5 protein-coding genes are annotated in these 14,339 nt (G+C 70.2%); all 5 read right to left on the reverse strand.

Annotation, left to right across the window (positions count from 1 at the left end):
• Nucleotides 1–66: 66 nt before the first annotated feature.
• The 5 genes from BM342_RS14540 to BM342_RS14560 all read right to left on the reverse strand — a co-directional run bounded on the left by BM342_RS14540 (nucleotide 67) and on the right by BM342_RS14560 (nucleotide 14,094).
• Entirely contained in the window at nucleotides 67–3,939 is a 3,873-nt protein-coding gene (locus BM342_RS14540) for a LamG-like jellyroll fold domain-containing protein (protein WP_255368825.1), read from the reverse strand.
• 328 nt (nucleotides 3,940–4,267) lie between these two features.
• Nucleotides 4,268–9,277, reverse strand: a complete 5,010-nt coding sequence (locus BM342_RS14545; RefSeq protein WP_255368826.1) for a PKD domain-containing protein — start codon at nucleotides 9,275–9,277, stop codon at nucleotides 4,268–4,270.
• Between the two features lie 206 nt (nucleotides 9,278–9,483).
• Nucleotides 9,484–12,750, reverse strand: a complete 3,267-nt coding sequence (locus tag BM342_RS14550; protein WP_092967434.1) for a LamG-like jellyroll fold domain-containing protein — start codon at nucleotides 12,748–12,750, stop codon at nucleotides 9,484–9,486.
• 122 nt (nucleotides 12,751–12,872) lie between these two features.
• Nucleotides 12,873–13,565 (reverse strand): hypothetical protein, encoded by a 693-nt coding sequence (locus tag BM342_RS14555; protein ID WP_092967436.1) that lies wholly within the window; start codon nucleotides 13,563–13,565, stop codon nucleotides 12,873–12,875.
• A 76-nt stretch (nucleotides 13,566–13,641) separates the two neighbouring features.
• The gene (locus BM342_RS14560; RefSeq protein WP_092967438.1) at nucleotides 13,642–14,094 is read right to left on the reverse strand and encodes an FAD synthase family protein; all 453 of its coding nucleotides are present in this window, start codon (nucleotides 14,092–14,094) and stop codon (nucleotides 13,642–13,644) included.
• Between the last annotated feature and the right edge of the window lie 245 nt (nucleotides 14,095–14,339).

Below are 14,339 nucleotides of genomic sequence, written 5' to 3' on the forward strand. Positions count from 1 at the left end.
AACGGCCGTGACCGCGCTCCCCGAGGGCAGCGCGGTCACGGCTGGTGGAACGGCTCACGGAACCGCCTACTCGGACGCGCGACTGACGAAGTCGTCGTACCTGACCGAGATCGGGATGTTGGTCGCCGATGCCGAGATGTAGCTCTCGAGGCCGATCGACCCGGCCGCCTGGAGCCCGGCGGTCGCGTCGGTCGTGGTCGACTGCCAGGCGGCGGGCTCCGTCGTGCCCGCCTTCCAGATCTTCCCGGAGATCGTCGTCGGGTTCGTGCCGGTGACCGCGACCTTGACCAGGAACGTGTCGCCCGCCGCGAACGAGACGCCGCCGAGGGTCGTGTTGGTGAGGATCACGGAGGAGCCGCGCACCAGCTGCAGGCCGACGGATCCGCCCGGCTGGAGCCGGATGCGCCCCTGGTAGAAGTCGCTGCCGACCTGCCGGCCGACGACGCCGGCGACGATCTGGCCCGCCGAGACATCCTTGTCGACCGTGACCGCCACATGCGTGACCGAGCTGGTGACGCTGACGCCGCCGAGCAGGGCCCGACGCGTCGAGCCGGTCGCCCCGTGGAGGAACAGGCCCTTGCCGCCCGAGACCGTGTAGTTCGCGTTCGCCGTCGACTGCCAGGCGCCGCCGGTCGTCGCGTTGCCCCAACCGGCGCCGACCGTCCGTTCGAAGTCATCGGTGGCGATCGCCGCGGGGACGACCGGAGGCGCCGTGACCGTGACGACGGCCGACTTGGTCGCCGTGGCGCCGTCGTCGTCGGTCACCGTGAGGGAGACGGTGAAGTCGCCCGCGGCCGTGTACGAGTGGCTCGCCGTGACGCCGCTGCCGGTCGCCCCGTCGCCGAAGTTCCAGGCGTATCCGGCGATGGTGCCGTCGGAGTCCGCCGAGGCGCTCGCATCGAAGTCGACGTCGAGGTGATCGATCGCGCTCGTGAACGAGGCCGTCGGCGTCGCGTTGGGGATCTCGGGGACCTCCTGCACGCCCAGCGTGTAGTGGGACTGGACCGTGGCTGCGTCGAGGGCCGAACCGTAGACGGCGAACTCGTCGATCAGCCCGTCGAACCACGGGCTCGAGGAGCCCCAGGTCACGTCGCCGCCGGCCTTCCAGTAGCCGTCGTACCCCTGCGCCTGCGTCTGCGGGTTGGTGCCCGCGAGCACGCCGTCGACGTAGAGCTTCATGCCCGCCGACGACTGGGTGGCGACGACCTGGTGCCAGTTCCCGTCGTTGTAGGGCTGGGCCGTGGTGATCGTGTTGGTGAACCCGGTCCACGTGCCGAAGACGAGCCTGCCGTCATCCTGCATGTAGACGTGGCGGTCGTAGTTGCTCGAGAGGCCGTCGCGGTTGTTGCCGAACCCGGTGATCTTCCCGCCGTGCGTGGTCGTCGTCTTGAACCACGCCTCCGTCGAATAGGTGGTCGGGCCCGAGACCGGCGTCGGCGTCGTGACGAAGCCCGAGGTGAACCCTGCCGCGGTGTTCGCGACGTCGACCAGTGCGCCGGCTGCCCCGGTCGTGTACCCGCCGACGTAGCTGCCGTCGGCGGCTGCCGCGCTCGAGTCCTTCGCCACCGCGCTGCCGACCGCGTCGCCGAGTCGGTAGTACACCACGGGGTCCTTCGAGAACACGGCCGCACCGTACGCGTCGGCCGGCGGGGTCGGGAGCGCCGCGGGTTCGCGACCGGACTCGGTGTAGTGCTCGACGACCTGCGCCTCGGTCAGCGGGGCCGGGTAGACGGCGACCTCGTCGACGGCACCTCGGAAGTTCTTGTCGCCGTCCCAGGTGTTGTCACCGCCGATGCGCCAGTAGCCCCAGTACGGCTGCGCCCACGTGACGTCGGGGTTGGAGCCGGCCCGGCGGCCGTCGACGTAGAGCTTCATGCCGTCCGTTCCGAGGCTGCCGACGACGTGGTGCCACTCGCCGTCGTTGAAGCTCTTCGACGTCTGGAGCGTCTGCATGCCGCCCGGGTACACGCCGAACGTCACCTTGCCCTGCGGCGTCATGTAGATGTGGCGGTCGTAGGAGCCGGAGTCGCCGGAGGCCTCCGAACCGAATCCGACGATCTTCCCGCCCGACGTCGACGTGGTCTTGAACCAGGCCTCGACGGCGAACGTGTCGTCCCGCCAGACCCGCTCCTGCGAGATCGCGCGCCCGGAGTCGGTGCCGTCGAAGTTCGCCGCGGTGTCGGCGTCGCCGATAACGGCCCCGGACGTGCCGAAGGTCACACCCGAGCCCTTCGAGGCGTTCGAGCGGCCCACGCTGTCACGCGTGCTCGTCGCCGCTGCGGTGTCGCCGAGCCGCCAGTAGTACGTCGGCTCGTCGTCCATGACGGTCGCGGCGTAGTCGCTGAGCGTTCCGGTCGTGGCCGCGGTGACCGAGAGCGTCGAGCCCCATCCGCTGTTGCCGAGCGGGTCGATCGCGCGGAGCCGGTAGGTGTAGGTCTGCCCGGGCGTGAGCCCCGTGTCGACGAACGTCATCGTCGGCCGGTCGTAGAACCGCGAGTCCTGCTCGGTGACGTAGACCGGAGTGGCCGTGCGGCCGTCGCGGATCACCTGGTACGTGAGCCGCTCGTTGTCGCGGTCGTAGTTCGCGGGCCAGCTCGCCGTGACGACGCCGCGTGCCGGCGACGCCAGCGTCGGAACGAAGTTGTCACCCGTCAGGCGCGGGCCGTCGAGGTTCGGGGCGATCGATCGCGTCGCGAACCGCACGATGCCCTGGAACGCCTTGTTGTTCACCGTGGTGAACTCGCCGCCGTAGACGACGTAGCGGCTGTCGGCCGCGACATCCCACGGTCCCTGACCCTGACCGGTGAACGTGCCGGCGTTGATCGAGGGGAAGAAGTTGAGCAGTTCGGGCGCCGGAGTGCCGGACCACGACGGGTACCCGTAGGGGTCGGGCCGGTTGGTGCCCGTCGCCGCCTTGCTGTAGGCGATGCCGCGGTAGAAGGTCCACGGGTCGGTCTGGGGGTATCCGCCCATGTTGCCGCAGTAGTGCGCGTGACCCGCGGTGTAGACGCTGCCCGCGGTCGCCGCGACCGAGTAGGTGTCGCCGTGGCAGTCCGCGACCCACTGCACGTTGCCGGTGGCCCAGTCGCCGCGGAACGTGCCCTCGAGGTTGCCGCCCGAGCCGAACACGTAACCGGTGCCGTAGAAGCTGTCGGCGTCGGAGTCGAGGCTGTAGATGGCCGCGTCGAGGCCGCCGTTGCGCACCTGTCCGTTCGCGCCCCACGGCAGGATCGTCGCTCCGGCCCCGGTGTCGAACGCCGCGAGGCCGTAGCCCGGGTTGTCGGAGCCGTTGGCCGTCGTGAAGTCGCCGCCGATGATGACCTTCGTGGCGTCGGGCGCGACCACCAGGTCGTATGCGCGACCGCCAGCGAGTGCGGGCGCCCACGGCAGGATGGCGCCGTTCGAGGCGTTCGCCGCTGCGGCGAAGCCCGGGCGCGAGTTGCCGCTCACCGAGTTGAAGTGCCCGCTGAAGTACACCGTCGAGTTCGTCGCGTCGAGGGCGTAGACCCGGTTGTTCGCGCTGACCCCGAAGGCCGTGGCGACGTTGCCGCTGGCCGTGTCGAAGGCGACGATGCGGTTGCGGGTCGCGCCGTTCACCTGGGTGAAGTCACCGCCCGCGTAGAGGCGGGTGCCGTCGGGAGAGGCCGCGATGGTGCGGACCTGCGCGTTCACGGTCGGCGCCCACGGGAGCAGGTTGCCGGTGGTGACGTCGAAGGCGAGCAGGTAGCTGCGGTTCACCTCGCTCGTTCCCGCGGCGGCACCGGCCGGCCTGGCCTTCGTGAAGTTGCCGGCGACGTACACGGTGTTGCCGACGATCTCCTGGTCCCACACGACGCCGTTGATCTGCGGGGCGGGCAGGGGATCGGTCGACACCGTCGTCGACGTGGCCGGGTTCCCCGGCGCGGTGTCCGCCGCGGCGGGACCGGCGATGGTCGCCACGGAGAGTCCTGAAGCAATGACGGCGGCGATCGCAGCGCTCGCAAGGAGACGCAGACGAGACGTCGCGGGGTCGGGTGCACCCATCGGGTCCTCATTCGATCTGGTGAATGGGCCGGCCGGGCTGCCGCCCCTCTGTCGGAAAGGCTAAGTCCGAGGATGCCTCGACTGCGGCCCCAGTGAGGGGGGTACCTGCCTCCCAGTTCAGGGGCCAGCAGAGGTGCGGGAGCGCCGCGGAGGGCAGGACCTCACGGATGCCCCGCTGCGCGCGAAGAGGTCCGGGCGCCTGGGGGGCGGTACCCGGACCTCTTCGTCGTCCCGGACGAGCCGGTCAGTGCGCCTCTCGCGTGATGAAGTCGTCGAAGGCCACCGTGATCGGCACGTTCGTCGCCGACGCGGAGATGTAGCTCTCGAGCCCGACGCTGCCCGCCGCCTGCATCGCGGCCGTGGCATCGGTGACGGTGCTCTGCCAGTCGATCGGCTCGGGCGTGCCGGCCTTCCAGATCCGTCCGGAGATGGTCGTCGGGTTGGTGCCGACCACGGTGACCTTGAGCATCAGGGTGTCGCCGGCCGCGAAGGTCAGGCCGCTGACGGTCGCGTTGCTGAGCACCGTCGAGGCCCCCCGCATGAGCTGCAGGGAGACGGCTCCACCGGGCTGCACGCGGATGCGTCCCTGGTAGAAGTCGGTGCCGACCTGGCGTCCGACGATGCCGGCGACGGTCTGGCCGACCGCGACGTCCTTGTCGATCGTGACCGCGACCTGCGACGTGGTGCCCGTCGCGGAGACCCCGGGCAGCACCGCATGCCGCGTGGTGCCCGCGGTGCCGTGCAGGAAGATCCCGCGCCCGCCGGTCACGTTGTAGCTCGAGTTCACCGTCGACTGCCAGGCGCCGCCGATCACGGCCGAGCCCCACCCGGTCGCGACCGACCGGGAGAAGTCGTCGGAGGCGAGCACGATCGGCTCGGGAGCACTCGTGGTGACGGTCGCCGACTTCGTCGCGGTCGCGCCGTCGTCGTCGGTCACGGTGAGCTTGACCACGTAGTCGCCGGGGTTGGCGTAGGTGTGCGACGCGGTCGCCCCGGATCCGGTCTGCCCGTCGCCGAAGTCCCACGCGTAGGTCGCGATGGTCCCGTCGGCGTCGGACGACGTCGAGGCGTCGAACTGCACGCCCAGGTGGTCGACGGCGCTCGTGAACGCGGCCGTCGGCGGCGTGTTCGGCGGCGGCACGTTGCCGTCGCCGGTCGCCACGCGGTAGTGGTCGAGCGAGATGGCGAGCGGCACGCTCGTGACGGCGCTCGACACGTACCCGGTGATGCCGACCTTGCCCGCAGCCTGCAGGCCCGCGGCCTGCGAGGTGGTCGTGATCGACCAGGTGGCGGGTTCGGCGGTTCCGGCCGTCCAGGCCTTCGCCTGGATCGTGGTCGGCGACGTTCCGCTGATCTGCGCCTTCAACGTCACGGCCTGCCCGGCCGTGTAGGTGAGCGGCAGGTTCGCGTTCGCGATCAACGTCGAGTCCCCCTGCATGACCTGGAGGGCGAGAACACCGCCGGCCTGGAACCGCAGCCGTGCCTGGTAGTAATCGGTGCCGACCTGGCGGACGTTCAGGCCCGCGTAGGCGCTGCCGCCGACGACCGCCTTGTCGACGGCGAAGTCGCCCGTGACGGTCACGTCCTTCACGCTCAGGCCGTCGAGGGTGGTCTTGCGCGTCGCGTTCGCACCGTGGACCAGGATCGCGGTGCCGCCGCTCACCGAGGAGTTCGCGGCGCTGGAGACCGTCCATGCGCCGCCCACCGGAGCCGTGCCCCAGCCACCGGTGACGGACCGCTCGAACTCGTCGCTCGCGAGCTCGATCGAGACCGGCGACGCGGTGACGGTGACCTGCGCGGTCTTCGTCGCGACCGCACCCCGGTTGTCGGTGACGGTGAGGGTCACGTCGTACGTGCCCGCCGCTCCGTACAGGTGCGAGACGTTCGCGCCGCTCCCGGTCTTGCCGTCGCCGAAGTTCCAGGCCGAGTCGACGATCGTGCCGTCGGAGTCGGTCGACGACGACGAGTCGAAGGTGACGGTCTGCGCGGCGACCGTGGCCGTGAAGCCCGCCACGGGCGGCACGTTCGCGTTCACCGCGATGACGGAATGGGCAGCCGTCGCCGTCGCCCCGTCGTTGTCGGTGACCGTCAGCGTCACCAGGTACGAACCGGCTGCCGCGTACTCGTGCGTCGGGTTGACGCCGGTGCCGGCCTGCCCGTCGCCGAAGTCCCACGCGAACGAGCTGATCGTGCCGTCGGAGTCACCGGAGGCGGAGGCGTCGAACGAGGAGGTCCGGTCGACCGAGGACGCCGTGAACGAGGCCGTCGGTGCGATGTTCGGCACGATGTCGAGCCCGACCTGGTAGTGCGAGCGCACCGCCGTCGCGCTGAGCGCGTACTGGTACACGGCGAACTCGTCGACGGTTCCGTCGAGGTACGAGTTCGTCGAACCTCCGGTGCGGTCGCCGCCGGCCCGCCAGTACCCGTTGTACGACTGCGCCGCGGCCATCGGATCGGTGCCGGCGAGCTCGCCGTCGACGTAGAGGCGCATGCCCGCGGTCGACTGGGTGGCGACGACGTGGTGCCAGTTGCCGTCGTTGTAGGCGACCGCGGTCTTGATCGTCGTCGTCGTGCCGCCGTTCTTCGTGCCGAACACGAGCAGGCCGTTGTCCTGCATGTAGACGTGCCGGTCGTACGTCGTCGACAGCCCCGTTCGGCTGTCGCCGAATCCGGTGATCTTGCCGCCCTTCGTGGTCGAGGTCTTGAACCAGGCCTCGGTCGAGTAGGTCGTCACCGACGCCTGCTGCGTCGACGCCGCGACGAATCCGGCCGTGAACTTCGTGGCGGTGTCGGCCACGCCGACCAGCGCTCCGGCGGCGCCTCGGGTGTACGTGCCGACGATGCCTCCGTTCATGCCCTGCGTACCCGCGTCGACGGCCGTCGTTCCGCTCGCCTCGCCGAGGCGCCAGTACATGAGCGGCCCGGCGCCGTAGACCGCTGCGCCGTAGGCGTCTGCCGGCGCTGCCGGCACGGCCGCGACCGTGCGACCGGAGTCGACGTAGTGCTTCTGTACCTGCGCCGCGGTCAGCGGCTTGGGGTAGACCGCCACGTCGTCGATCGTGCCCGTGAAGTTCTTGGCGGCCGACCACGTGTTGTCGCCGCCGATGCGCCAGTAGCCCCAGAACGACTGCGCAGCCGTGACGCCCGGGTTCAGGCCGACGCGGAGGCCGTCGACGTAGAGCGCGGTGCCGCCGGTGCCGAGGGTCGCGACGACGTGGTGCCATTGGTTGTCGTTGTAGGCCTTCGGCGACTGCAGCGTCTGCCGGCTGTCGGGATTGACGCCGAAGAGCACGCGGCCCGCGGTGTCCATCCAGACGTGCCGGTCGTAGGTCGACGAGTCACCGGATGCCGACGAACCGAAGCCGACGATCTTGCCGCCGAGCGAGGAGTTGGTCTTGAACCACGCCTCCACCGCGAACGACTGGTCGCGCCAGACCTTGTCCTGCGAGATGGCACGGCCGCTGCTGGTGCCGCTGAAGCGGGCTGCCGTGTCGGTGTCGCCGTTGATGGCGCCGGCCTGGGCGAAGGTGACGCCCGAACCTCGCGTCGCGTTCGCACGTCCGAGCGTGTCGGCGACGCTCGTCGCCCCGACCGGCTCGCCCAGACGCCAGAAGTTCGTGGGCTGATCGCCCATCACGGTCGCCGCGTACGGGCTGAAGGTGCCGGATGCCGCTGCGGTGATGGTCAGCGTCGAGCCCCACGCGCTGTTGCCCAGGGGGTCGATCGCGCGCAGCCGGTAGGTGTAAGCCTGACCGGGGGTGAGGCCGGAGTCGACGAACGACATGGTCGGGCGGTCGTAGTAGCGCGACTTCTGCTGCGTCACGTACACCGGCGACGCGGTCTTCCCGTCGCGGATGACCTGGTAGGTGAGGGCCTCGTTGTCGCGATCCCAGTTCGCGATCCAGCTGGCCGTGACCACGCCGGCCGACGGCGAGGTCAGCTTCGGCACGAAGTTGTCTCCGGTCAGTCGAGGGCCGTCGGCGTTCGGCGCGATGGCGCGCGTCGCGAACCGGGCGAGACCCTGGAAGGACTTGTTGTTGATGTTCTGGAACTCGCCGCCGTAGACGACGTACCGGCCGTCGGTGTCGACGTTCCAGGGGCCCTGCCCCTGACCGGTGTAGGTTCCGGCATCCATCGACGGGTACCAGTTGAGTTCGTTCGGGGCGGGCGTGCCCGTCCAGCTGGGGTAGCCGTAGATGTCGGCCGTGTTCGTGCCCGTGGCGGCCTTCGAGAACGCCATCGCGCGCTGGAAGTCCCACGGGTCGGTCTGGGGGAAGCCGCCCATGTTGCCGCAGTAGTGGGAGTGCCCGGCGATGTAGATCACGTCGCCGGCCGCGGCGACCGAGTAGGTGTCGCCATGGCAGTCCGCCACCCACACGATGGCGCCGGTGTCCCAGTTGGCCCGGAACGTGTTCTCGAGCGTTCCGTTGCCGTACACGTACCCCGAACCGTAGAGGCTGTCGCCGTCGGTCTCGAGGCTGTAGATCGCGGAGTCGAGCCCGCCGTTCCTGACGGAGTCGTTCACCGCGAACGGCACGATGCTGCTGCCGACCGTGGAGTCGACCGCGCCGAGACCGTACCCGGGCCGGTCGGATCCGTTGAGGGTCGTGAAGTCGCCGCCGATGGCGACCTTCGTCTCATCGGGCGACACGATCATCGAGTACGCCCTGCCTCCCGCGAGCACCGGGGCCCACGGGAGGACTGCACCGTTCACTGAGCTCGCCGCTGCGGTGAAGCCCGGTCGTGCGTTTCCGCTCACCGACGTGAAGTGACCGCTGAAGTAGACGGTGGAGTTCGTGGCATCCATCGCGTAGACGCGGTTGTTGGCCCCGACGCCGAACGAGGTGGCGACGGCGCCCGTCGCGGTGTCGAACGCGACGATGCGATTGCGGGTCTCGTTGTTCACCAGGGTGAAGTCGCCGCCCGCGTAGAGGCGCGTGCCGTCGGGCGAGGACGCGAGGACCCTGACCTGGGCGTTGACGACCGGAGCCCACGGCAGCAGGTCGCCCGTGGTGACGTCGTACGCCAGCAGGTAGGTGCGGTCGACCTCGCTCACACCCGGTGCGACGCCCGTGGGCCTCGCCTTCGTGAAGTCACCGGCGACGTAGACGACGTTGCCGACGATCTCCTGGTCCCAGACCACGCCGTTGATCTGCGGCGCGGGCAGCGGATCGGTCGAGACGGTCGTCGGGACGCCCGTGTCGACCGGGAGGGTGTCCGCCGCGGCCGGTGCGGCGAACGCACCGATCGACATTCCGGCGGCGAGCAGAGCAAAGGTCGCAATACCGGCGGCGAAGCGCGCTCGCCACGACCTGGGTTCGGGTGTACCCATCGTGTCCTCAATCGGTAGCGGAGGGCTGACATTGTCCCCCGACAGGCACCGAATATACGACTGGAGCGTGCCCGCCGATGCTCCCCAATCCGGGGGGCGATGGGCGGATCGCCCCTCGGAAGGCGCCGTCAGGGCAGGATCGTCGCGACGAGATCGTCGTAGCGAACCGCGTTCGGAGCGTTCGTCGCGGCGCCGGACAGGTAGCCCTCGATGCCGATGACACCGGCCGCCTGGAGCGCCGCGCTGCTCGAGTTCGCGGTGAGCTGCCAGGCCGACGGCTCCGGGGAGCCGGACTGCCACGCCTTCGCACGGAGGGTGGTCGGACCCGTTCCGGTCGCCTGCACCCGGAGCATCACCTGCTGCCCTCCGGCGCAGCTCAACCCGGCGACGTCGACGTTCGCGAGCACGACCGTCGAGCCCTCGTTCAGCTGCAGCGTGCACGCGCCGTTCGTGAGGAACCTGATCCGGGCCTGGTAGAACGACGAGCCCACCTGCCTGACCACCGAGCCCGCCGTGGCCGCGCCCCCGGCAGCCGTCTTCTCGAGCGACATCCGCACGACGAGGTCGACCGACGAGGTCGGGTTGATCGGCAGCGTCGCGTGCCGGGTGAGGCCGGGCGAGTAGCTCGTGATGCCGGAGCCGCCGCCGACCTGGAACCCCGACGAGTCGTTGATCGCCCAGGTGCCGCCGACCGGTGCGACGCCCCAGCTCCCCGTCAGGGTGCGGGCGAAGTCGTCCTGGGCCACGACGCCGGGCGGCGGTGGCGGCACGTCCTCGTCGATCACGACCTGGCGCGTCGTGACCGCGGTGGCGCCGTCATCGTCCGTGACCGTCAACGTGACGGTGTAGGTGCCGGGATTGGCGTACGTCCGCGTCGCGGTCAGGCCGGATGCCGTCGACCCGTCGCCGAACTGCCACGCGTAGGCCTGGATCGTGCCGTCCTGATCGCTGGAGCCCGTCGCGTCGACGTCGACGGTGAACGCATCGATCGTCGTGCTGAAGGAGGCGGTCGGCGATTGGTTGACCGGTCCGCCGCCCCCGCCGGTGCGGCCGACCTGGTAGTGCTGGGCGATGCGCGACGGGGCCAGCACGGTCTTGTACACGGCCACTTCGTCGAGGTCGCCCGAGAAGTTCTGGTTGCCCGCGGGAGTCGCGTCGCCGCCGATCTTCCAGTAGCCGGGGAAGTTCCGGCCGTAGATCGTCTCGACCCGGTTCGCGACCTGCTGGCCGTCGACGTACAAGCGCATCCCGTCCGGGCCGAGCGTCGCGACCGCGTGGTGCCAGTTGCCGTCGTTGTAGCCGGCCCCGCTCTGCAGCGTGCGGTTCTGGGTGTCGAAAACCGTCCAGGACACGCGCCCGCCGTTCAGGTAGAGCGATCGGTTGTGCGTGCCCGAGGTGCCGGTCGCAGACCCGTTGTCGCCGAATCCGAGGATCTTGCCGCTGCTCGAGGTGGTGCGGAACCAGGCTTCCGCGGTCATCGAGTCGTCGGGCCAGACCGGCACGGTCGTCGCCGCCCGCCCGTTCGAGCTTCCGTCGAATCTCGCCGCGGTGTTCGTGTCACCTGCGATGCCGCCGGCGACGCCCTCCGTCACCCCGGAACCGCTCGATGCGTCGAGCTGGTTGGGCGTGCCGAACGAGAGGGTGGTGTTGGCGGTCGGTCCGGCGGAGTTGGCCAGGGTCGAACCCGTGCCATCGCCCATGCGGTAGTACCAGGTGGGACTGTCGGCGAAGACCGCCAGCGCATAGGCGCTCGGAGCGGACCCGGTGCCCGCGGTGGTCGAGACGGATTGCGACCAGGCCACGTTGCCGAACGGATCCGTCGCGCTCACGCGATACGAGACCCCCGAGCCCGGAGGACGATCGGTGTCGACGTACGTCATGGTCGGGCGATCCCAGAACTGCGAGAACCCGGTGAGCGTCACGATCGGGCTCGCGGTGTCGCCGTTGCGATACACGCGGTAGACGAGGCGCTCGTTGTCGCGGTCGTGGTTCGCCGGCCAGCTCACCCGGACGGCACCGGATCCGAACGGTGCGGCGTTCACCGACCACCCGGAGCTCTCGCGAGGCCCGTCGGTGTCCGGCGCGATCGCCGAGATCGCGAATCGAGACAGGCCCTGCTGGCCGACTCCGTTCACCTGCGTGAACTCGCCCGCGTAGGCGACGTACTGGTCGTTCGCCTGCACGGTCCACGGGCCCTGGTACTGGCCGGTGAAGTTGCCGAGGTTGATGTCGGGGAAGAAGGCCAGGGGCCGTGTCGCCGGCTTGCCGTAGTTGATGTTCTCCCTGACCACGCTGAAGGGCGCCTTGGTGAAGGCCAGTGCGCGCTGGAACGTCCGAGGGTCGCGCTCCGGGAAGGAGCCGACCCACTCGCACTGGTGGGGGTGGCCCGCGACGTAGACGACGCCGCCCTGCGAGGCGGACCCGTACTCGTCACCGCGGCAGTCCGCCATCCAGATGAGGTTCAGGGTCGCCCAGTCCATGCGGAAGGTGCCCTCGGTGTTGCCGGTCCCGCTGGAGGAGAGCAGCACGTAGCCCGAGCCGTAGACGCTGTCGCCGTCGGAGCTCATGCCGTAGATCGCGGCCGAGTTCCCGGCGTTCCGGATGATGTTGTTGGCCGGGGTCGAGACCGTGGAGCCGGTGGTCGAGTTCACCCCGACGAGTCCGAAGCCGGGGTTCGCGCTCCCGTTCGCCGAGAGGAAGCTCCCCCCGATCACGACCTTCGCGCCGTCGGGGGACACCTCCATGGCATAGGCGCGGCCGTCGGTCAGCACCGGCGCCCACGCGGTCGTCGCGCCGTCGGAGGCTGCGGCAGCCGCAGCACGGCCGGGGCGGGAGACGCCGCCCGCGCTGGTCAGGTTGCCCGCGAAGAAGACGGTCGTGTTCGACGCCGTCACGGCGAAGAGCTCACCGTTCGCGGAGGCGTTGAACCCCGTGATCACGGCCCCGGTCGCGGTGTCGAACGCGACGATCCGGCTGCGCGCGGCACCGTTCACCGTGGTGAACGCCCCCACGACGTACAGGATGCTCCCGTCGGGCGACGTGTCCATCGCGCGGACCTGGCCGTTCAGGTTTGGCGCCCACGAGGTGAGCTGGCCGGTGCTCAGCCGGTACGAGAGCAGGTGCGTCCGGACGACGGTGCTCGCACCGGGTGCCGCGCCGGCCGGACGTGCGGCGCTGAAGTTGCCGCCGACGAACACCGTGTCGCCGACGATCGCCTGATCCCACGCGACGCCGTTCAGCTGCGCGGTCGGCAGCGAATCGCTGGAGACGGTGGCCGGGAGGCCGGGCTCCGGCGCCGTGTCGGCTCGGGCCGGCGAGGCGATGAACACCGCGGCCAAGGCGGCGATCGTCGCTGCGACCGTGAGTGCTGCTGGAGTTCCGAGCCTGCTTCGCATTGGGCCAACCTCGATCCGTCACGACGGGTCCTCGAGCGTAGGGCGAGTATTCCTCGAATCTAATCTCGCGGTCGCGCAGCCACCTCCCCCCGTATGAGGGGTTCGTGACGGGGACGGGCGGGTCAGCGCGGCACGGAACCGTGGAACTGGAGCGGTGCGTACTCGAGCGCGTAGTCGACCATGATCGTCACGTCGCCCCGTTCGGACTTCGGCACCGAGAAGATGTACACGGCCTCTGCGGTGCCGCCGGCCGGCACCGCGGCAGGGAACGGCTTACCGCCCGGCTCGCGCAGCTCGGGAGCCGGCGTCAGGTCCTCCCCGAAGTAGGCGGTGACCGCCGCGTTCGCGAGCGACGACTGCGCGTCGGTCTCGTTGGCGATCTCCACGGTCACGCGGATCGACGGCGCCGCGACCTCGCCCGGACCCTGCGCCTCGCCCTCCACCGCCTCGATCGAGGTGATCCTGGCGGTCAGGGCGGGTGCGATCTCGGCGGGTTCGTCGATGGGCACCGGGTCGGCGGGCGGCGGCTGCTCGACCGCCGAAGGGGCCACGGACGGCACGGTCGGCAGCGGGGCCTCCGTCGCCGGTGCGGTCGTCGCCGGCGGGGCCGACGGCGAGGCCGAGGCCGATGCATCGGTCGGAGCGCCGACCGACGCCTTCGGCGATCCGCCCGAGAGCAGGGGGATCACGACGAAGGCGATGATGATGATCGCGACGATGATCCCGCTGACGACGAGCACGGTGCGCCGACTGCCGCCACCACTCGGCTCGTCTTCGTCATCGTCGATTCCGATTCGGGGGTCGGTGTTCGGCATCTCGGGCTCCGTGGGTCAGGGGTGAGGTAGGGCTCGTTCGATCCGAGTCGCGGAGCAGGGCCCGCGACGCGGTCGATCACTCGGGTTCGCCGACGGCGGCCGCGGGTCTGGACGAGATGGCATCGAGCGCCAGGCGGAGGGCCGTGCTCGACGTGTGGACGGTGTAGGGGAAGTACACGACCTCGACGCCCACGGCCGCGAACTCGCGCTCGAGCCGGTGGCCCTCGTCGGTGCCGCGCCAGTCGTCGCCCTTGAAGAAGCGGTCGAAGCGGAGCTCGCGCCAGGTGTCGAGCTTGTCGGGCAGCACCTCGGCGTGCACCTGGTCGACGAAATCGATGTGGCGCACGATCTCCATGCGCTCGCGGAGCGGCACGACCGGCGCCCGGCCCTTGCGGAGCTCGAGCAACTCGTCGGAGACGACGCCGGCGATCAGGAAGTCGCACTCGCTGCGCGCGTGCTTCAGGATGTTGAGGTGGCCGACGTGGAACAGGTCGAACGCCCCCGCCGCATACCCGATTCTCGTCGACATCCGACTGCCTCTCCTGGTTCGGAACGGGTCGGCTCCAAGCCGCCGTCCCCCGCGCATGCGACGAATGTAGACGATCCGCGCGGACGGCAGCAGCCCCAGCTCGGGGTACGCCGGAGCTCGTGAACCTCGGTGTTCACGCCCCGGTCACCCTCTGTTTGGGGGTGCGCCGGGCGGGCATCCTGATCTTAGACTCGCAGCACCGATCACCGTAGGTGCCGAACGGCGCCGAACCCGAATGGTGTCAG

Source organism: Agromyces sp. CF514, from assembly GCF_900113185.1.
Lineage (GTDB): Bacteria > Actinomycetota > Actinomycetes > Actinomycetales > Microbacteriaceae > Agromyces.

What these genes read in the sequence shown, in the direction of transcription:
- BM342_RS14545 (WP_255368826.1), bottom strand. Translation starts at nt 9,277, where the DNA reads ATGTCGATCGGTGCGTTCGCCGCACCGGCCGCGGCGGACACCCTCCCG.
- BM342_RS14550 (WP_092967434.1), bottom strand. Translation starts at nt 12,750, where the DNA reads ATGCGAAGCAGGCTCGGAACTCCAGCAGCACTCACGGTCGCAGCGACG.
- BM342_RS14555 (WP_092967436.1), bottom strand. Translation starts at nt 13,565, where the DNA reads ATGCCGAACACCGACCCCCGAATCGGAATCGACGATGACGAAGACGAG.
- BM342_RS14560 (WP_092967438.1), bottom strand. Translation starts at nt 14,094, where the DNA reads ATGTCGACGAGAATCGGGTATGCGGCGGGGGCGTTCGACCTGTTCCAC.